Annotated in this window: 22 protein-coding genes; 4 read left to right on the top strand and 18 right to left on the bottom strand. The window is 47.0% G+C overall.

Going from position 1 to position 19,200, the window contains the following annotated elements:
- Positions 1-12 precede the first annotated feature (12 nt).
- From GACE_RS07775 to tes, 6 genes are read right to left on the bottom strand one after another with little or no spacing between them, the layout of a single operon-like run.
- Positions 13-1,362, bottom strand: coding sequence for an MFS transporter (locus tag GACE_RS07775; RefSeq protein ID WP_048092490.1), 1,350 nt, complete (start codon positions 1,360-1,362; stop codon positions 13-15).
- The gene (locus GACE_RS07780) at positions 1,359-2,720 is read right to left on the bottom strand and encodes an MATE family efflux transporter (protein ID WP_048092492.1); all 1,362 of its coding nucleotides are present in this window, start codon (positions 2,718-2,720) and stop codon (positions 1,359-1,361) included. Before GACE_RS07780 ends, GACE_RS07775 begins: the two co-directional genes overlap by 4 nt.
- A complete protein-coding gene (locus tag GACE_RS07785; protein WP_048092494.1) occupies positions 2,717-3,115 on the bottom strand; it encodes a MarR family winged helix-turn-helix transcriptional regulator in 399 nt (132 codons plus the stop codon). Before GACE_RS07785 ends, GACE_RS07780 begins: the two co-directional genes overlap by 4 nt.
- Before the next feature lie 23 nt (positions 3,116-3,138).
- Entirely contained in the window at positions 3,139-3,606 is a 468-nt protein-coding gene (locus tag GACE_RS07790; protein ID WP_318249171.1) for a methylated-DNA--[protein]-cysteine S-methyltransferase, read from the bottom strand.
- Positions 3,587-4,102 carry a nicotinamide-nucleotide adenylyltransferase gene (locus tag GACE_RS07795; protein WP_048092498.1) on the bottom strand — a complete coding sequence of 172 codons (516 nt, stop codon included), beginning with the start codon at positions 4,100-4,102 and terminating at the stop codon, positions 3,587-3,589. The genes GACE_RS07790 and GACE_RS07795 overlap by 20 nt, the downstream gene beginning before the upstream one ends.
- Positions 4,099-5,622 carry a tetraether lipid synthase Tes gene (gene tes, locus GACE_RS07800; RefSeq protein WP_048092500.1) on the bottom strand — a complete coding sequence of 508 codons (1,524 nt, stop codon included), beginning with the start codon at positions 5,620-5,622 and terminating at the stop codon, positions 4,099-4,101. The genes GACE_RS07795 and tes overlap by 4 nt, the downstream gene beginning before the upstream one ends.
- Positions 5,623-5,692: 70 nt before the next feature.
- Here tes and GACE_RS07805 point away from each other — a divergent pair, with 70 nt between their 5' ends.
- From GACE_RS07805 to GACE_RS07815, 3 genes are all read left to right on the top strand, one after another.
- The gene (locus GACE_RS07805; protein ID WP_048092501.1) at positions 5,693-6,232 is read left to right on the top strand and encodes a CDP-2,3-bis-(O-geranylgeranyl)-sn-glycerol synthase; all 540 of its coding nucleotides are present in this window, start codon (positions 5,693-5,695) and stop codon (positions 6,230-6,232) included.
- Positions 6,233-6,302: 70 nt separating this feature from the next.
- The gene (locus tag GACE_RS07810; protein WP_048092502.1) at positions 6,303-7,169 is read left to right on the top strand and encodes a cation diffusion facilitator family transporter; all 867 of its coding nucleotides are present in this window, start codon (positions 6,303-6,305) and stop codon (positions 7,167-7,169) included.
- A gap of 25 nt (positions 7,170-7,194) precedes the next feature.
- Entirely contained in the window at positions 7,195-7,557 is a 363-nt protein-coding gene (locus GACE_RS07815; protein WP_048092503.1) for a Rid family detoxifying hydrolase, read from the top strand.
- Here the strand turns inward: GACE_RS07815 and hisF are convergent.
- Both hisF and GACE_RS07825 read right to left on the bottom strand, forming a co-directional pair.
- Positions 7,554-8,369: an imidazole glycerol phosphate synthase subunit HisF gene (gene hisF / locus GACE_RS07820; RefSeq protein ID WP_048092505.1), complete on the bottom strand. Its 816-nt coding sequence runs from the start codon at positions 8,367-8,369 to the stop codon at positions 7,554-7,556. The two genes, GACE_RS07815 and hisF, sit on opposite strands and share 4 nt — an antisense overlap.
- A gap of 1 nt (position 8,370) precedes the next feature.
- Positions 8,371-8,643, bottom strand: coding sequence for an acylphosphatase (locus tag GACE_RS07825; protein ID WP_048092507.1), 273 nt, complete (start codon positions 8,641-8,643; stop codon positions 8,371-8,373).
- A 139-nt stretch (positions 8,644-8,782) separates the two neighbouring features.
- On the opposite strand from GACE_RS07825, the gene GACE_RS07830 reads away from it, so the two are divergent.
- Entirely contained in the window at positions 8,783-9,163 is a 381-nt protein-coding gene (locus GACE_RS07830) for a DUF302 domain-containing protein (RefSeq protein WP_048092509.1), read from the top strand.
- Here GACE_RS07830 and GACE_RS07835 read toward each other — a convergent pair.
- The 10 genes from GACE_RS07835 to eno form a co-directional block, all read right to left on the bottom strand.
- Complete coding sequence (locus tag GACE_RS07835) at positions 9,160-9,492, bottom strand: DUF190 domain-containing protein (RefSeq protein WP_048092511.1); 333 nt, start codon at positions 9,490-9,492, stop codon at positions 9,160-9,162. The genes GACE_RS07830 and GACE_RS07835 overlap by 4 nt on opposite strands.
- On the bottom strand, positions 9,489-9,914 hold the full coding sequence (gene crcB / locus GACE_RS07840; protein WP_318249172.1) for a fluoride efflux transporter CrcB: 426 nt from the start codon (positions 9,912-9,914) through the stop codon (positions 9,489-9,491). Before crcB ends, GACE_RS07835 begins: the two co-directional genes overlap by 4 nt.
- Positions 9,911-10,528, bottom strand: a complete 618-nt coding sequence (locus tag GACE_RS07845) for a S4 domain-containing protein (RefSeq protein WP_048092513.1) — start codon at positions 10,526-10,528, stop codon at positions 9,911-9,913. Before GACE_RS07845 ends, crcB begins: the two co-directional genes overlap by 4 nt.
- Complete coding sequence (locus GACE_RS07850) at positions 10,518-12,083, bottom strand: ATP-binding protein (protein ID WP_048092515.1); 1,566 nt, start codon at positions 12,081-12,083, stop codon at positions 10,518-10,520. The genes GACE_RS07845 and GACE_RS07850 overlap by 11 nt, the downstream gene beginning before the upstream one ends.
- A complete protein-coding gene (locus tag GACE_RS07855) occupies positions 12,080-12,562 on the bottom strand; it encodes a hypothetical protein (RefSeq protein ID WP_048092517.1) in 483 nt (160 codons plus the stop codon). The genes GACE_RS07850 and GACE_RS07855 overlap by 4 nt, the downstream gene beginning before the upstream one ends.
- Entirely contained in the window at positions 12,559-13,413 is an 855-nt protein-coding gene (locus GACE_RS07860; RefSeq protein WP_048092518.1) for a DNA double-strand break repair nuclease NurA, read from the bottom strand. The genes GACE_RS07855 and GACE_RS07860 overlap by 4 nt, the downstream gene beginning before the upstream one ends.
- Positions 13,410-16,067, bottom strand: a complete 2,658-nt coding sequence (locus GACE_RS07865; RefSeq protein ID WP_148305951.1) for an AAA family ATPase — start codon at positions 16,065-16,067, stop codon at positions 13,410-13,412. Before GACE_RS07865 ends, GACE_RS07860 begins: the two co-directional genes overlap by 4 nt.
- Positions 16,064-17,296, bottom strand: coding sequence for a metallophosphoesterase family protein (locus tag GACE_RS07870; RefSeq protein WP_052400257.1), 1,233 nt, complete (start codon positions 17,294-17,296; stop codon positions 16,064-16,066). Before GACE_RS07870 ends, GACE_RS07865 begins: the two co-directional genes overlap by 4 nt.
- A gap of 69 nt (positions 17,297-17,365) precedes the next feature.
- A complete protein-coding gene (gene rpsB, locus GACE_RS07875; RefSeq protein ID WP_318249173.1) occupies positions 17,366-17,992 on the bottom strand; it encodes a 30S ribosomal protein S2 in 627 nt (208 codons plus the stop codon).
- A 2-nt stretch (positions 17,993-17,994) separates the two neighbouring features.
- Positions 17,995-19,197, bottom strand: coding sequence for a phosphopyruvate hydratase (eno, locus tag GACE_RS07880; protein ID WP_048092520.1), 1,203 nt, complete (start codon positions 19,195-19,197; stop codon positions 17,995-17,997).
- Between the last annotated feature and the right edge of the window lie 3 nt (positions 19,198-19,200).

Raw genomic sequence — 19,200 nt, forward strand, 5'->3', positions numbered from 1 at the left:
TTTTTAATAACATTACTGTCTGATGTTTCCCCTGAAAAGCGACGTGAATATTCCCAACGTGCACAGACCTGCGAAAATCGTGAACGCAGTACCCATGGCCCTCACGAGGTCCAGAGGGTCTATCGAAGACACCATTGCAGTCCCGATTGTTGAGGAGAAAACCAGCATGACGATGACCATGCTCATGGTCTGTCCAACGACCCGCATCGTTGAAAGGGTGGCTGAGGCGACGCCGTAAAACCTTCTTTCCACTGAACTCATAACCGCGTTTGTGTTGGGGGAGCTGAACAGAGCAAAGCCCGTCCCCATAATGGCAAGGTAGAGAACAAGGGTCGTTACAGCAGTATTCGCGGTTATTCCCGAAAACATGAAGAGGCCCAGAGCATTCAACAGCATTCCCAGAGAGGCGACATACCTGGGTTCGATCCTGTCAGAGAGCCAGCCCGCCAGCGGAGAGAGCAGAGCCATGACAATGGGCTGGGCAACAAGAATCGCTCCCGTCCTTCCGGGATCGAGGTTTCTGACAAGCTGGAGGTAAACGCTCAGGAGATACGTCAGTGCAAATGTCGCCGAGTAGTTGAGCAGTGCAGAGAGATTTGACAGCGCAAAGGGTAGATTCGACGTGAAAAGTTTCAGGTCTACCACAGGATACACCTGTCTTCTTTCCCAGACAAAAAATGCAAGGAAGGAAAGCAGAGAAAGCAGCAGCATGTACTGGCCATGTCTTTCCGAGGCTCCGAGAGTGAAAAATAGAATTGTCATGCCGTACAGCAGACTGCCGCCATAATCAAACCCCTCACCCTCAGCTTCAGCCCATTCTGTTTTTATTTTTCTTACAGAGACGGCCAGAGCGAACACCCCGGCAATGAAAGTCACCAGAAACACGCTTTTCCAGCCAAAACTCGATGTCAGCATCCCCCCAACAAACGGACCCGCACTCAGGCCCGTGTAAACTGCAGCTGTATTGATTCCCAGAACCTTACCCCTCTCCTCCTGCGGAAATGCAGATGTCAGCATCGCAATACCTGTGGAGAAAATCATGGCTCCTCCAATCCCCTGAAGGAATCTGAATGCAATGAGCATTCCTGGAGTGGAGGAAAATGCCGCAAGCAACGATGCGAGAGAAAATACTGCAGTTCCGGTTATAAAGAGCGACTTCCTGCCACGAATATCTGCCAGCCTGCCAAACGGAATCAGAAAAATGGCTGATGAGATGAGAAAACTCGTCGCAATCCAGTTCATCTCGGTTGTGCTTGCCTTAAGCTCAAATGCTATCAAGGGCAGAGCGACATTCACGGACGAGAGGGTGAAGGGGGTCATGAAAGAGGTGATGGTGACGGCCATTAAAACCGACCTTCTCATGCAACATCTCTCCTAAGATTTTTGATAAAAGTCAGACCCCAGGTGACTGCTATGATCCCGCTCATTATGTTTCCGGTTGCTATGCCAGTAAAGATGCCCCTGAGACCAAATCCAAAGAAAATTCCGAGAACGTATGCAAGGGTTATCTGAAAGAGTATTGTCCGCATGAGCGTTATAACGAACGAATACTCTCCCCTTCCCACACCCTGAAACATGGAAGATGTGGTGATTCCCAGGGGTGCAAATGGAAGAAAAACCGGAAGGATTCTGAGAGCGAGAACTATATCATCGTAAAGCCTAGCACTTGCCTGACTGTACGTGAAGGCCATGGCAATGTATGGAGAGGCGAGATACGTTATGGTGAGAAAAACAACCTCAATTTTCACACCGAGCTTGATGGCATACCTGTAGGCTCTCTCAAGCTTGTCAATATTTCTCGCACCAAATGCTGCACCGATCACAGCAGTAGCAGCCCCGGCAAACCCGAAAAGGGGTATGAAGCCGAACTGAACGAACCTCCACGCGCTGGTAAAAACGGCAACGCCATCCGCACTGTCCACCCTTATGATCAGCGAGTTTATCACAATCACTGCGACCGACATCGTGAGCATTGCAAAGGCGGACGGTATCCCCACCCTCAGAATGTCGAAAAATATCTTCCTGCTCAGTCTGAAATGTGAGGGTTTCACCTCCACAAACGTTCTGTTGCTGAAAAAGAGCCAGTAAATGATTACCGCAGTCGATATCAGCATCGAGAGCACGCTTGCAACCGCTGCTCCCGCAATCTCCATACCTGCCCAGTATATCAGAATCGGGTCGAGAATTATGTTCATCAGCGAACCCGCAACGTTCGCATACATTGTTTTCTTTGCACTCCCTTCTCCATTCAGTATTCCGACTGCCACATTGTTGAAGACTATGAGCATCCCTCCGGCAACGATTATCCTGGAATACACCAAGGCCTCCTGCAAAACTTCACCGCTCGCACCGAGAAGTGAGAGGATGTCCTCAAGCCTGAAGAACGTTGATGTAATAATTATTCCAACAGCAATGGACATCAGCAGTGCATGCAGGGCCACATTGTCTGCACCACGCTTGTCCTTCGCACCTATCCTTCTTGAAATGGCTGAGCTGGCTCCAATTCCAAGACCCATTGAAAGAGAGATGAACATCAGGAAAAGTGGCATAAAGAGTCCGATTGCAGACAGGGACTCTGCACCAAGTCCCGCAACCCAGACTCCATCGGCAAAATTGTACAGGTTGAAGACGAGGTTGCTGATCATCATGGGGATGGAGAGTTTTATGATGGCCTTCTCAGGCTCACCGAGAAGTATCCTGACGCCCTCTGTTTTCATCATCTCTCCTCCAGATTCTCAAGCATTTTTCTGAAAAAACTCTCCAGGGCGTTTATTTCCTCCTCTCTGAAACCCGCAAGCATCTTTCTGCCAAGAACGTCCGTGAGATTTTCAAACTCCTGCATGATGCTCTGGCCACTTTCAGTCAGTTCAACAGCGTACTTTCTGCCAGACCTCTTTCTTACGATAAAACCACCCTCTTCGAGTTTTTTAAGCGCCTTAGAGACTGTACCCTTGCTGAGTCCGGTTTCCTCAACAATATCAATCTGGGACTCCACACCCCTGTAAACGGTCAGAAGAACCTTGAACTCGAGAAAGTTCAGCTTCCCCCCGAGTTCCCTCTGAACCTCTTTCCTGACATGCCTGTTTATCAGAAAGATGTACTTGAGCAGATCCACAGGGAAAGCAATAACTGCGATTTTTAAAGTTTCCCATGAAACTTTGATTCGAGTTCGAGAAGGGCCTTTTTAATGCCCTCACCCTGAGAATAACCACCGATGCCCGCCTTTGAAACCACCCGGTGGCACGGAACGATTACCGGCACCAGATTCATTCTGAGAGCCACACCCACAGCCCTCGGAGACGTTCCCACCTTTTCTGCGATTGAAGAATAGCTTTCAACCATTCCGAAAGGTATTGATCTGACAACTCTCAAAACCCTCTCGGAAAACGGTGTTGGGTAGCGAACGTTTACATCGTCGAAATCTACCGCCCTGCCCTTAAAGTAACGTTCAAGTCTCTTTTTCAGATTATATGCGAATTCGGATTCAACCGACTCCTCCACACTCTCCCCAGTAAACCATGCCTCCAAAACCATCCCGTCTTTCAGACGGGCAACAAAATTCCAGCTCCACTCAACCACAATGGTTTCAGAAGTCAGTGTTCGCAATCTCTCTTATCCTCCTCACGCCGTCGATCTCCTCAATAACCTCGACGACCGGCTTCGGGACCAGGTCTTCCCACCTCTCCCCGGAGATCATCCTTCTCCTTATCTCGGTTCCATGGTACTCCATCCTGTTGAACATCCTCGTTCGCCTGACCTCAAAACCAGCCTCCCTGAAAAGCCTGATCACAAGAGGATTGTTGCTGTAGATGACGTCAAAATAGGGAGTCATTGAAACTACATGACTCACCCACAGGCTGTTCCTGTAAACGTCCTCAAGTGGCACTATGTAAACCTTCTGCCCCGGATCTTTGATCTCTCCCACCGCCCTGTCAACCATCATTATTCTTTCTCCTGCAGTAAACGGGTTCTCTATGGTATGGCTTTCCTGAGCGCTTCCAATACCTATGACAACCTCATCCACTTCCGAAAAAATTTCCCTCAGGACTTCGTGATGCCCAAGATGATATGGCTGAAATCTGCCAATAAAAAATGCTCTCATGTCTTTTTCCTCACAACCCTTACAATGTCGTCCTGAAGCTTTCGTCCCGTTCTGCTCTCCCATTCCTCTATCGGTATTCCGTATTTAGCCTGTATCTTATCCCTGTAAACCTCGGGAATCACATTGAAGGCACAGAACGGGATTATTCTGCCGTCCGGGGTGCCATAGTGTATCTCGCACCTCCTCACCCTCGATATGTCGTAGTTGTAGAGATCCATGAAATGCATCATGCCGATGAAGAGAGCATCCATGTGGAACTTCCCGAGAGAGGAGTAGTCATGCCTCACAAGAATGTCGAACAGTATTCTGCTCAGATCAAAGGGTGCCTTGGAGGAGTCCACGAACTTCCTGAGATCAATGATTCCTTTAAGGGTTCTGATCGTTTTCATCCTGCTCTTGCCAATTTCCTCAGCTTTTTCGTTCAGATACTCAAACAAACCTTCCACATCAACGATTCTGGTTATTGGAACCATTTTTCCATCAATCTTGAAAACATAAGTCGCCATTCCGCAGGCAAAATGTGTTGTCAGCTCGTACTGGGGATTTCCGGTAATGGCCTCAACGAAGTGGGAAATGGGAGACACGCTCGGGACAGGATAGAAGTCCTCCCTCGCTATCTCCCCTCCAGTCTGCTCCTCTATCTTCTTTATTGCATCAGGTATGGTTATCCTGATCTTCTCTCTCTCCTTTCTCGGAACGCTGCCCGTAATGCTCACGGGCTGGAAGTTAACACCCCTGACAATATCGATGTTATCAAAACCAAAGCGGATGATGTCTCCAAGCTGATTATCGTTCACGCCCCTTATAACTGTCGGAACGAGCACCACACCCAGATTTGCCTTTCTGCAATTTTCAAGAACACCTGGCACATCATAATGGTTTTTCTGATTCGTTTCTGGATCAACACCATCGAAAGAGAGATACAGGGTATTCACTCCTGCCTCTCTAAGTTTCAAGGCCAGATCAGGATCCCTCGCCAGCCGGACACCGTTTGAGTTCAGCTGGATGTGATCTATGCCCTCGGCCTTTATTGCCCTTATGATGTCCACGAGGTCATCCCTGAGCGTTGGTTCTCCTCCGGTAAGCTGGACGGCGTTGGCTCCAACGGGCTTCATGTTCTTCGCCTTTCTGACTATTTCCACAATCTGATCTATGGTCGGCTCGTAAACGTATCCCGCTTTTTTAGCGTAAAAGAAGCAGTACCAGCACGCAAGATCACACCTGTTGGTAAGAACGATGTTGAGGAGAGCGGTATGACTCTTATGCCCCACACAGAGACCACAGGTAAACGGACAGTCGAAACCATCGACAGTTGGGGTCTCGATCCCGTGTCCATCATGGGCATATTTCATCGCCCTGCTGAACATCCTGCTGTCTCCCCAGTAGACATCCTCAAAATCCCCGTGGTCAGGGCACGTTTTGCTGATCGTCACCCTCCCGTTTTCTTCATACACTCTTGCATCGATTATCCTTAAACATTCAGGACAGAGTGATTTTGTCAGGTAATCAACTTTACTCATTCGTTCACCTCCAATAATATTCAAACATCTTTATCGAAAAGGATATATCAACATTTCGTATCCGAGTCTTATGCTTGAAATCCTGCTTACAGCTATCTGGATTCTCCTTCCCGCATATACTCCCAATAATTTCGCAGTCATAACCGGTGGTGGAAAACCAATCGATCTGGGGAAAAACTTTGTGGATGGTAGAAGGATCCTCGGAAATGGAAAAACATTCAGGGGATTCCTCGGTGGTCTTGCAGGAGGCTTGCTGACAGGAGTTATACAGTACAGAATCGAACTCCTCTTCGGATTTTCCGTGTTCTCGGCAATCCCGTTTTTATCAGCCCTTCAGTTATTTTTTCTCCTGTCATTCGGCTCTCTTTTAGGAGATATTGCTGGCAGTTTCATAAAAAGAAGGATAGGTATCGAAAGAGGAGATAAAGCTCCCCTGCTCGACCAGCTCGATTTTCTTGTGGTGGCATACCTGATGGCCACTCTTCATGAAAGCTTCTGGGAAATATTCACTCCTGAAACAATCGTTGCTGGAATAATAATTACGCCTCTCCTTCACCGCCTCATAAACTACATGGCATACCTGCTGAGACTCAAAAACGTCCCCTGGTGAGACTCAGCTGAAAAACACCGCCAGCTTCAAAAGCACAAAAGATATATTGAAAAGGGGTTACCGGAGTAGTATGAATCCCTACAGGGTTCTCGCCGTCGGAATCGTGGCCAATATCGGAATAGCAGCAATAAAAATAATCACAGGTATTCTCTATTCCAGCCTCGCGCTAATCTCTGATGGGATTCACTCAATCTCAGATATCCTCGGAACATCAATAGGCTACATAGGGGTAAGGATATCCTCCAAACCGCCCGACAAAACTCACCCTTTCGGGCACTCAAGATTCGAACCTCTTTTTGCATTCATCATAGGCGTAATACTGATCCTAACAGCCTATGAAATTGGTAGAGAGGCTCTGAAAAGGATTTCGTCTGCAGAATTTATTCAGGTCAATGAGATCATGCTCGGAGTGGTGATATTCTCGATAGTGTCCAAGGAGGCGCTGACCCAGTACACGCTCAGGGCGGGGAAGAGACTCAACAACCAGATTCTGATAGCAGATGCATATCACCACAGAAGTGACGTTCTCAGCAGCATCGCCGTTTTGGCAGGCCTTCTCTTCCAGAAATTCGGGTTCATCTATGGAGATTCGCTCGCAGGAATTGCAGTGGCGGCGATGATAGCAAAAGCGGCATTTGAGATCATGGAGAAAAACATACACTACCTCACCGGAATGTGCCCGGCTGAGGAGACTCTGGAAAAAATAAAGGATGCTGCAGAGAGCGTGGATGGTGTGGAAGGCATACACGACCTCAGAGCGCATTACGTCGGGAAGGACCTTCAGGTGGACATACACATTGAGGTCTCAGAAGACAAAACGCTCAAAGAGGCACATGACATCGGGACAGAGGTGAAGAAGAGGCTGAGAGAAATTGAAGAGGTAGGCGAGGCTTTCGTCCACATCGACATTTCTGGCGAGAATGATGGCAAAATTTAACATGTTTCTCCGATACTTGTAAGTCATGAAACGAATTAATTCGGAAGATGTGCCAAAGGCCGGGCCGTACAGCCATGCTGTTGAGGCAGGAAAGCTAATATTTCTTTCCGGCCAGATACCGCCGGATGACGTTAAAAACGCCGAATTCGAAGAAAAGGTCGAAAAAACTCTGAAAAATGTCGGAAAAATTCTTGCATCTGCCGGAGCAGACTTCAGCCAGGTCGTAAAGGTAACCGTTTATCTTAGAGATGTCAGCAAGTTCGGGAGATTCAATGAGATTTACAGACAATACTTCCCCCACGAGCCGGCCAGATCAGTCGTTGAAGTATCCGCACTGCCAAAAGATGCGGAGCTGATGATCGAAGTCATTGCTCTCAAAGAGGATTAGAGTCTCACCGCTACACCATTCTCGCTCAGATATTTTTTCAGCTCAGCAATCCCGATTTCTCTGAAATGAAAAACGCTTGCAGCAAGGGCCGCATCCGCCATACCGTCCTCAAAGGCTTCAAGAAAATGCCCGGGCTTACCTGCACCGCCTGAAGCTATCACAGGTATGCTGACCTCCTCGCTGATCTTTCTCGTTATAGGGATGTCATAACCATCCTTCGTCCCATCACGATTCATAGACGTGAGCAGAATCTCTCCCGCCCCCAGCTCCTCAACCTTCTTCGCCCATTCCACTGCATCAATCCCTGTCGGTTTCCTTCCGCCATAGATAACCACCTCATACCATGCTTCACTGCCATCCTCAAGCTCCACCACGTACTTTCCCCTGCTCAGGTCGAAATTTCTCCTGCAGTCTATGGCAACAACTATGCACTGCGACCCGAAGATTCTCGCAGATTCCCGCACGAGTTCTGGATTCTTTACTGCTGAAGTGTTTATTGAAACCTTGTCCGCTCCGGAACTCAGCATCAGATTGATATCCTCGACGCTTTTAATCCCTCCACCGACCGTGAAGGGTATGAAGACCTCCTCAGCGGTTCTCTCCACAACATCAACCATCGTTTTCCTGCCGTGAGCTGAGGCAGTAATGTCAAGAAAAACAAGCTCGTCAGCTCCTTCCTCATCATATCTCTTTGCCATCTCAACGGGGTCTCCTGCATCCCTGAGATTTACAAACTCCACTCCCTTAACAACCCTTGCCCCCTTTTCATCAAGGGTTACATCCAGACAGGGAATAATCCTCTTGGTCAACATGCTAATACCTTACCTCAAACTTATCAAACTCGCCTGTGTAGTCTTCTTCCTCAATCTCAAGCCCGGTAACCTTGGCCAGCCTAGGGCCCTCTTTCAGTGCTGAGATGAATTTATCGAGAGTCTTTTCATCACCCTCTGCAACAACCAAAACACGGCCATCAGGAAGGTTTGCAACATACCCTCTAATTCCGAGTTCGTTGGCCCTCTGCCTGGTAAAGTATCTGAAACCCACACCCTGAACCACACCGCTAACGTGAATCTTCAACCTTTTCATACCACTCAAAAGCTGTTTTGCTAAAAAGATAAATGTTTTGCAAATCCACCGGCCTGAACAGACATCAGCAGTGAAGCGGTTTTGCAGTCAGATGCAAAAGACCCACACCATTATCTCAAACCTGCACAGACATTAAACCATGCTTGGATACAAAAAGACAGTTAACCTCAGTTTTGAAGAGGCCGTGAGAAAGGCAAGGGAGAAGCTTGCTGAAAACGGTTTCGGGATATTGTGTGAGATAGACGTGAGAAAAACGATAAAGGAAAAAACAGGTGAGGATTTCGACAATTACATCATTCTCGGAGCATGCAACCCCCATTACGCCAGCCAAGCCCTCAGGGCTGACAGAGACTTCGGATTGCTGATGCCCTGCAATGTCGTTGTTTACGAGGAAAATGGCAGGGTCGTTGTTTCGGCCGTGGCTCCCCTGAAACTTGCAGAGCAGTTTGGAAACGAGGAAGTGATGGAGGTTGCCAGCACAGTAGAAGAGAAACTCAAAAAAGTAATTGATTCGATTTAACCCTCTTCTCTCCCTGTGTAACTTATTATTTTTACCCTTTCTTCGGTTATCAGACCCTCCCTGACTATTTCTGCCAGCATTGGTTTTATTCTCTCGATTTTATCAACATCATCGACAATCTCGATGACAACGGGAAGGTCGGCCGAAAGCCTCAGTATGGATGAGTTGTGAATCACACTCGATTTTCCATAACCGAGCATACCCCTCAAAACGGTTGTCCCGGCTATACCTTCTTTCCTGCAGAATTCGACAATATACCTGTACAGGGGCTTGCCCTCATACCTGTCGCTCTCACCTATGTAAATCCTGAGAAGAATACCCTCTCTCACATTACCATCCTCCAGAGTGCAAGAGCAAATGCTCTTCCTGCATATACAGCAGCAATGCATCCCGCAACATTCAGCAGGACATTTGCGAGGAAATATATGAGATTTCCCTCAGAAAGCAGGCGGAAAGATTCATAGCTGAATGTGGACATCGTTGTGAATGATCCGAGAAAACCTATTGCAATGAAAGCTCTGACTTCCTGAGAGAAGAGGCCAAAATATTCCGAAGAGAACATGAAGAATCCGAGAAAGAAGCTACCAATAACGTTAACTCCAAGAGTGCCGGCGGGAAAATACCTGCCATTCTGAATCAGGCCTGAAAGCACGTATCTGGCAAGCGCTCCAAACATACCACCGAGAGCCACGTAAGCTGGAAGCACATCCAGGCGTGATATGGTCAAACTTATAAAGGTTTCCCGCTTCACACCACCTCAAGCAGGTAGTACCATTCTCTCTTCTCCTCTGCCCTCATCACTCTCAGAACTCTGAAACCATCAAATTTCGCTTCCTTTCCTTTGGAAACAAAGAGAATCCTACCTCCTTTTCTCAGTTTGGGAAGAAACCTACTGAGAGCCTTCAGGGAAGAGTCCGGCTCAAGAGTCAAATCACACAGAATCAGGTCAATTTCCGGCAGGAGTGAAATATCGAAAGAGAAGGCATCTGCAATGAAAACTCTGATGTTTTTCCTTTCCCTACCAACATTCCTCAGAGCTTCCTCAAATTCCCTGCTGAACTCGATTCCAATTACCGTCCCTGCCCTCTCGCTTGCATACATCAGAAAACCTCCAGCACTGCTTCCCAGATCGAGAACCACTTTTACTCCCTCAAATAAATTCCACTGCCTGTCAATCTCCCTCAGCTTGAAATACCCTGCTGGCTTTCCCTCCTCAAGCACCTCAATTCTTTCGTCGCCCCTCACATCATAGGAGGGCTTCACAACCCTACCATCCACGAGTACAAGACCCTTTTTCACGGCCAGCTTGGCCCTGCTCCTGCTTTCAAAGTATCCGTTCCGGAAAAGCCAGACGTCAATCCTCATCCCAGAACAGCCTTGCCCTTCCATCCACAAAAATCCCCTTGCTCTCTCCTTTCTCGCTCCACCTGATCCATTCCTCCGGTGCGTTCTTGCTCGCCCCTCCGTGGCTCGTGTGTCTTTTTCTGGCCCTCATCAGAACAGGAGTGTTCACGGCAACTCCGGCAACAATTGCCTGACCCTTAGTAAGTCCAGGCAGCTCCTCAATCATCTCCCTGCCTATGCTCTCAACACTCTTTCTTATGTTCTCCTGATCAGCCGGATTAACAATTCTCATGATTATCTGGGTCATGCACTGGCTCAGAATGTCGCTGTCTATTTTCGATGGCCTCTGACTTATCAGACACACTCCAACACCGAATTTTCTGCCCTCACTCAGTATCGTTCTCAGAACATCATAACTCCTTGAATCCTTCGAGGCGAAGCGATGTGCCTCTTCAACGATAACGAAAACAGGATAATCGAGTTTCTCTCCGTCCAGCCCCTTTTCTGCGTTTATTCTTGCCTTGAGTATCCTCTTCATGAGGGCGGAAACAAGAATTTCCTGTTCAAGATCGTTCATTTCGGTGAGCTGAAGTATGCTGGCCTGCCCCGGTTTCAGCAGGTCTTTCAGACTCATGTGCCTGTAATCATCAATAATTTCCATTTCAAGCAGATATCGCCTTATTCTCCATATCAAACCGCTTGCTGTTGACTCTGCAAGTTCCTCGTTATTCTTCATCTCCTCAATCCTGGCAATAATGTCTCCGCTCGTGAAATTTTCCCTCTCAGACAGATCCCTGTAAATCCTGTTCAGGGTCGCCTCCATTTTTTCTGTGAGATTCGGAAGGAGGTTTACGATTTCATCGTAATCAAGCTCACTGACTCTGAGCTTTATGTCCTCCCTGCCGTATATCCTGACACTTGGTCTGTAACCACCCTCCGAGAACTCGTCCAGCCCTTCGACCTCTTTGAGGGTGTGATACTCCCCATGAGGGTCGAAGACGAGGACGCTTGCCCTGTTGTAGGGCTTTAAAAGCTCCTCTACAATAACACCAGCAAGATAGCTCTTTCCACTTCCCGTTCCGGCAAGAATTGCGAGGTGTTCGCTTACAGTGAGTGAGGTGTCGAGAACTATGGGTATGTCCTCATCCCTGTTCAGCAAGAATCCCGCATGGATACTTCCAAGCTCCCCCTTTCTCTTCCTGAGCAGTGCTTCCTCGATAACGTCTTTTTCGGCAAGAAAGACTGCCTGTCCTGGTTTCGGAGGAATTCTCGGGTTGACAAAACCAAGCTCTCTGCTGTAATATCCGAGAATCACTGCCCTCATCTCGAAAAGGTCATATTCCCTGCTGGAAAGACCCAGAACCTTAAGAATCCTCCCCGGTTCGACGTCAGGGTTGGACAGATAGATGTCGGGATAGTGTCTCAGTGGCAGACGCTTCATCACTCTGCAGAGTACCTTCTTCCCCTCATGAACATAATAAACAAATTCTCCAACCTTCAGGGCTTTGCTGTCTGGGGTTATGAACCTGAACTCGTAGGGATTCTCAGCAGGACCTTTAACAATGCCCACCTTCATAAATCCACCTCTCTCATAACGCTGTACTCTATTTCGGCCAAAATCATTTCAAGAATGTCTCGCTCTTCCGGAAATAATCTGAAAAGTTTCAAAATCACAATCTTTGCCAGTTCAACGTCTTTTTTCATGAGATATGGCAGATATGGCATCCTGAATTCTCCCGAAATTGTATGGGCTTTTCGGATGTCTTCATCATTCAGGACCTCAATCTCCTCACCCACTTTCGGTACCCCCGTCAAACCACCGTTCACATCCATCAGTACCGTAAATCTCGTGTATGTCCTGGGCTGCTCGAGGTCTGGCAGAAAATTTCTCAGCCTTTCAATATCCTCGTCGCTCAGGTACTTTCCGAGCTCATCCTCTTCCTGCCTCACTTCGGAGCTTATGGAGAGAAGATTCCCGGTTTTTGCAAAAACACCTATATCGATTTCGCCTTCAGCCTCAAACTCTCTTCGCGAAATAACTTTGCACACCCTCATTCAATCACCTTGCTTATGTATTTGAATGAGATTCCAGAACTTTTTACAGCCCGCATAAACGCCCTCTTCTCACCCTCACTTATCTTTGCATACTTGTGCGCCCTTTCAAGAATGTAAGGATAGCCTTTTGTCGAACCGAGCCTGCATTCTGCCATGATGACCTTTGCAATCTCGTCCTGCATGCCCTCACACCATTCGGGAATCTCGACCCTCACAGGAAGAGATGGATTCACTTTAATATACATGGCAATCAGTGGAGAGGAAGTTCTGATTGCAGGAAGATACTCGCTGATATCGAGAAAATCGCTGAGAACGTAGCTATCATAGATTCCAAGACCGAGGTCTCTCATATAGCTTCGGTCTGCATAACCTATGACAGGAGTCTGATATTTTTCGGAGAGCATTACAAGCTCTTCAATTTCTTTTCTGTACTGCATGGAGAGCCTTTCGCTCAGCTCAGACAGATAGAGAGCAGAAAGACTCCCATCGTAAAACGCAAAATCAACCTTTTCAAGATTCTGCTTTATAATCTCGACCTCAAGCCTGAACCTCTCAAGCTCGAGGTACTGGTCAAACACAATCTTGTTCAGATATTTAACTTCAAACTCGCCTTTACCGTGATGGACTGTAATTCCGGCTGACTGTACCCCCCCGATCGGGATTCCAAACTCCTTGAGAGGAGATATCTGGCTTCCATCCGCTCCCAGTATCCTTAGCCCATCAAGCACCTCAAATTCGTCAAGACTGCCAATTATCCTCTTTTCCGCTTTGAACCTTATCTTTTCGGCTCTCAAACTCTTTGCAACCTTCACGAATTCGGGCAGATTCTCAAAGAGCTTACCCTCTTTCATACCACGCTTACCCCATTCTCCTTTCTCACCCTTATGGCGTTCTCGACCATCTCTTCAAAGGTGTCATCGTGGCTTATCACAAAAATCTGCTTGAAATCGGATATCTTTGAAATCTGCTGAGCCAGATTTCTTCTCCTATCTGCATCCATGTTCTGTGTTGGCTCATCGAGAAATATGAACGAGGTGGATGACAGAACCTTTAAAAGTGCCAGTCTGACCGCTATGGCGGCCACCATCTGCTCTCCTCCACTCATCTGCCTGAAATCTATATCTCTGCCCATATACTTTGCCCTGATTCCGTAATCTTCCTTCCATTCTATCTGCCACGAGTAATCATCCATTATCTCGCAGAAAATCCTCGTCGCATCTGCAGATATCACCTCGGAATACACCCTTGCAAGCTCAGGAACAGCTTTCCTGAAAATTTCTCTCAGATCCCTGACGAATTCAAGTTTTTTCTCTGTCTTCTCTTTTTCAGATGACAGTTTTTCAAAGTCCCTTTCAAGTTCTTCCAGTACCTCGAGTTCCCGTTCGATTCTTGAAATCATGCTCTCAATTGCTCTGATTTCTCCTGCCTTTTCATGGATACTGCTCCTCAATTTCTCAATTCTGGAGTTCAGCATATCGTACTTCTCCCTGTCAAATTTCCGGTATAGATTGGCCAGGTTATCCGTAATATGACCGTAATCCTTCTCAAGTTTTTCAATGGTCGTCTCAAGCTCCGATTTCTTTTCAAGAAGAGGCTTCTTTTCTTTTACAATCCCGCTCAGATACAGATAACGGTCGTATTTTTCCCTCAGACCCTCAACTTTACTGTTCAGCTCCCGCCTCATTCCCCTCAGCATATCGAGCCTTTTCCGCATCTCGTCATAATGCCCCAGACTTACTCGTAGCTCCAAAACACGCCTGTGAATGTCTGCAAGTTCCCTGACCTTTAATTCAACCTCCTCCCTGAGTCTTTCAAGTACGGCAAGTTCCTTCTGGCTGCCCTCAACATTCTCAAGCTCTTTTACCACTTCATCCTTCCCAGAAATTATCCCTTCAAGCGAGCGAATGTTCCTCCGCTCTTCCTCAAGCTTTTCTCTGAGAGATCCAATCTCCTCAGAGAGCTCATCTTCCTTCTCAAGCTTCTGAGTTATAAGAGAGAGCCTCTTTTCAATCTCAATTTTCTTTGAAACGAGTTCTTCTGCCTTTGCAAGTTTTTTACGAATGTCCTCCATCTTCTTGGTAAGCTCCTCAAGTTCCCTCTCCTGCTTCACTCTCTCCCCCCTGACTCTTTCACAGCTTTCATTCAGAATTGGACACACACCCGACCCGATTTTCTCAATGGTCTTTTCGAGTGTGTTCTTTCTCTGCTCTAAGTTCCCCAGCACCTCTCTCAGCCTATCTCTTTTCTCCTCTATCCCTTCCAGCCTGTTCAGAGCTTTAAGCAGCTGTTCTCTTGCACTTCTGGTTTTTTTGATATCTTCAAGCTCAGATTCAAGTTTTTTCAGCCTTTCCCGGTAATCGTCAACAATTCTGATCTTGCTTTTCAGCTCGCTTTCAGCCCTCTCAATCTCATTAAGCTTGTTCTTCAGCGTTTCCTCAATCGAAGCTTTTTTCCTTACCTCTTTGTAATTCTCAAGCCTTTTTTTCTTGTTCTCTATTTCTGCCCTTAGCTGCCCGTATCGCTCTTCAGTCCTCAGAAGCACATCTCTTGTCTTCTCAAGCTCTCCTATCCTGTTCTCCAGCTTTTCAATCTCACTTTCAAGCCCTGATAGCTCATCGTTCAACTTCAAATAAGACTCGTAGTGTTCTTTCAGGGTGGCAATTTCAGCTTCATACACATCTATCGCCTTCAATCTGGACTCTACCTTACTAAGCTCAGATCTGTTAAAATCCAGAGCATTCTGAACAATCTTTTTCTCATTTTCAAGTCTTTCAATTTCCTTTTCGAGCTTTTCCATCTCTCTGAACTCTTCCACAACCGAACTTAGCTCTTTTTCGAGTTTTTCTTTTTCAGTCCTCAGAGCTTCAACCTGTCCTTTCCTCTTTAAAAGCTCATCTTTCTGCCTTTCCAGATTTTTAATCTTCTCCTCGATTCTCAGAATCTCCTTTTCAACCGCGGTAAGCCTGTCCTTCAGAAAATTTTCGTAATCTCTGCTTTTTTCAAACGCTCTCTTGTATTTCTCAATTCCAAGAAGGGGCGAAAATACATTCTCCCTCGCTGATGGGGGAAGCAGAAAATGTGAGGTTATGTTGCCCTGATTGACCCCTATAGCGTTCTCAAAAACCACCTCTGGCTCAACGTCAAGTCCAAGATGATTTCTGACCCAGCCCTTTACATCCTTTACCCCCTCAGCAATTCTGCCGAGTTCAAGATCCTCAACATAATATTCTGCCGTCCTGTCCCTGTCAATTCTCCTGACAATCCTGTAAACTCTTCCGTCAGCCGGGCTTTCGAACTTTATTCGTATTTCACCCTTCAGTTCTCCCCTCCTTATGAAATCGGAGATGTTGTACGGGAGCGAATTGAACAGCGCAAAGCCTATGGATTCAAGTATCGTTGACTTTCCTGCTCCATTTTCTCCAATTATTGCATTCAGACCTTTCGTGAAGGTTATTTTCTGAGATTTATAGCTCTTGATATTTTCAATGTAAACCTCCCGAATCATCTCCCCTCCCACCACCGCCACTCCTCTTCATCCTCAGCATCTCCAGAGTTCTCCTCTTCCCTCAGCTCTCTCTCAGCATCCTTTATTTTTGCACCAACGATGGACTCAACAAAGTCATCAACATCATCCAGCTTACCTGCAAGGAAAAGTTCCTTCAGTCTCAGCACCTCTTCAGCGATGTCCTCGTACCCGAATCCCGTGAGAATGCCTGCAATAACGTTCTTCTCAAGCCCTTTAACATCTTTCAGCGAAACATCAAGTGCCTGAAAGATTCCCCTTGAATAATCAACCTCTATCCTCAGAACGAGCGGGTCAAGAGTTTCTCGTGCAATTTTTTCAACCTTGTCCCTGTCAATGTTTGTCGAAGTTTTCAGTTTTATGTGCACAACCTCTCCCGAACTGCCTTTCATCTTAAGAAGCTCATCCCTCAACTGGGAATAGCTCCTGAACTCCACCTCAAAAGTTCTGAACACTCTCGGTTTGTAGAACATGCATTCATGCCTGTACGACAGCTCACCGTCATACTCAACAACAAATATGCCTTTTTCAAATGAGAACTCAGAAATGTCACAGCTCTCCAGACTTCCGGGATTGAAGATGAAGTCATCCTCAACATATTTCTTGTGTATGTGTCCAAGAGCCACATAATTTATGGTATCCCGGTAACCATACAGCTTCTCAGAACTGATACAGCCGTAAATGTTCATGTAACCCTCAATCCCGAAATGAGACATGAAGATCGTAAAATCCCCCTTTTCCACGAGAGGCAGATAGTCCTCAAGAATTTTCTCGGTCAGCATACCGTAATACTTCAGGCCATAAATCCTCGCATCACCCACATCGATGTGGCTCCCGCTCCTCCCATCCCATTCATCAAGGACAGGTTTCCCGTCCTGAAATGAGGGTTTCAGGTTTATCAGGTGTCCCTGAATGGTCAGATAATCCATCCAGGTAAACCTCTCCCTGAAATACGTTGAATCGTGATTGCCCTCCACAACTATGACCGGCACATCTGTTTTTTCCAGAACGGTCGTGGCCTGTGCGAGAGTTATCGGATCCATCTCGCTCTTCTTGTGAAACAGGTCTCCGGCAATGAGAATGAAGTCAACCTTTTCCGAAATTGAAAATTCAACTGCTTTTTTGAAGGCCTGGGCAAAATCCAGCGCCCTGTTCTCACTACCATACTGCCGGTAGCCAAGGTGAACATCAGCAAGATGGGCGAACTTCACAGAAAAAAGATTTGCAAGGGGATATTTACAGTTTCCCTTGTTGCGAATGTAATAATAAAACTTTATAGATTAAATTTCTGCTTCAAAATCTTCAACACTGTACGTGAATTCCTTGAAACCTCTGTTCCTGAGCACCTCCCTTGCAAGAATCCAGTAAACAAGTGCCAGAGCTTTTCTGCCCTTGTTGTTTGTCGGAATTACAAAATCAACGTTTGCAAGGCTGTTGTTTGTATCGCAGAGCGCAACCACTGGGATACCGATGTCTGTGGCTTCCTCAACAGCCTGTTTGTCAATGGCCGGGTCGGTAACGATGATGACGTCAGGCTCCCTGTATTCCTTGATTGCAGGATTCGTGAGCGTGCCGGGTACGAATCTCTCAATAACGTAGTCCGCTCCGGTAACCTTTGAGAACATAATCACCGGTTTCTGCCCGTACTGCCTCGCTGAGATCGCAAGAATCTTTGCTGGAGTGTACTTCGCCAGGAATTTTCCGGCAAGCTTCAGCCTCTCGTCAAGGATCCTGATGTCAAGAACGTAAAGCCCATCGGGTCTGACCTTGTATATGAACTTCTTCATATCCCCGGTCTTTATCTGAGTCCCTATATGCACACCGGCCGCAAGGTACTCATCGGGAGGTACCAGGTATTCATATCCCTCCTCCGTTTCTCTCATCATGCTCTCTCTTTCCTTCACCATTTTTACCACCTTATCTCAGCCATTATCGCGTCAATCATTTCCTCAATCCTGATGAGTTCATTGAGCTTTGAAATTCTCTCCCCCCCAACAACACCCGTCTTTATTAATGTTGCGTTGAATGCAACACCAATATGTGCCAGAGCTGGGTCTTCGCTTTCTCCACTTCTGTGAGACACAACAACATCCCAGTTCCTTGATTTTGCCAGTCGGATGGCATCAACAGTCTCAGAAAGCGTTCCAATCTGGTTCGGTTTGATCAGTACAGTATTAACCGATCCGTATTCAATCGCCCTCTCAATCCTCCCGACATTTGTAACCAGCAGGTCATCTCCGCACACCATGGTTTTGACCTGCTTTGTCAGCTCAGCAAATCCCTCAAAGTCGTTCTCGTGGAGGGGGTCCTCAACATAGAGCAGACCGTATTTATCAACAAGCTCAGCTATGTAGGATATCTGCTCTTCCGGGGAGAGTTTCTTGTCCTTGTACACATAATGGCTCCCATCCCATAGCTCGGTTGCTGCAACGTCAACACCAATTCTAACCTCAACCCCGTACTCATCTTCAACCCTGTCTATTGCAGCCTGCAGGATTTCGAAGGCCTGTTCGTCAGTAATCTGGGCAGCCCATGCACCCTCATCACCCTTCGCTGCAAAGATGTTCTTCTCCCTGAATATCTTTTTCAGTTCAGCGTGAACGCGAGTGTTGATGAACTGGGATTCAAAAAAGCTTTCTGCACCAACAGGAATGATCAGAAACTCCTGAATGCTCGTAGACCCTGCAGCATGTGCTCCACCACCGATAACATTTCCAAGCGGATACGGCACAACCTCTGCTGCCACCCCCCCAAGATACTGGAAAAGGGGAATACCAAGAGCATTTGCAGCAGCTTTTGCAGAAGCGATGCTTGCGGTTATCGCGAAATTGCCACCAATGTTGGAGAAATTATCCGTGCCGTCTTCATCCCTGAGGGTCCTGTCGATTTCTCTCTGATCAAAAATACTGATGCCGATAAGTGCTCTCGATACCTTTTCCTCTATTTCCTCGATTCTGAAAGGGTCAACGGCAACGGCCTCCTCACTACCTGTTGACGCTCCACTCGGAGCTATTGCCGAGCCAGAACTTGCCTCGGTGAACACCTCACACTCAACAGTCGGATTTCCCCGGCTGTCAAACACGATTCTGTACTGAACATCCTCAATTATCATTTA

Source organism: Geoglobus acetivorans (assembly GCF_000789255.1).
Lineage (GTDB): Archaea > Halobacteriota > Archaeoglobi > Archaeoglobales > Archaeoglobaceae > Geoglobus > Geoglobus acetivorans_B.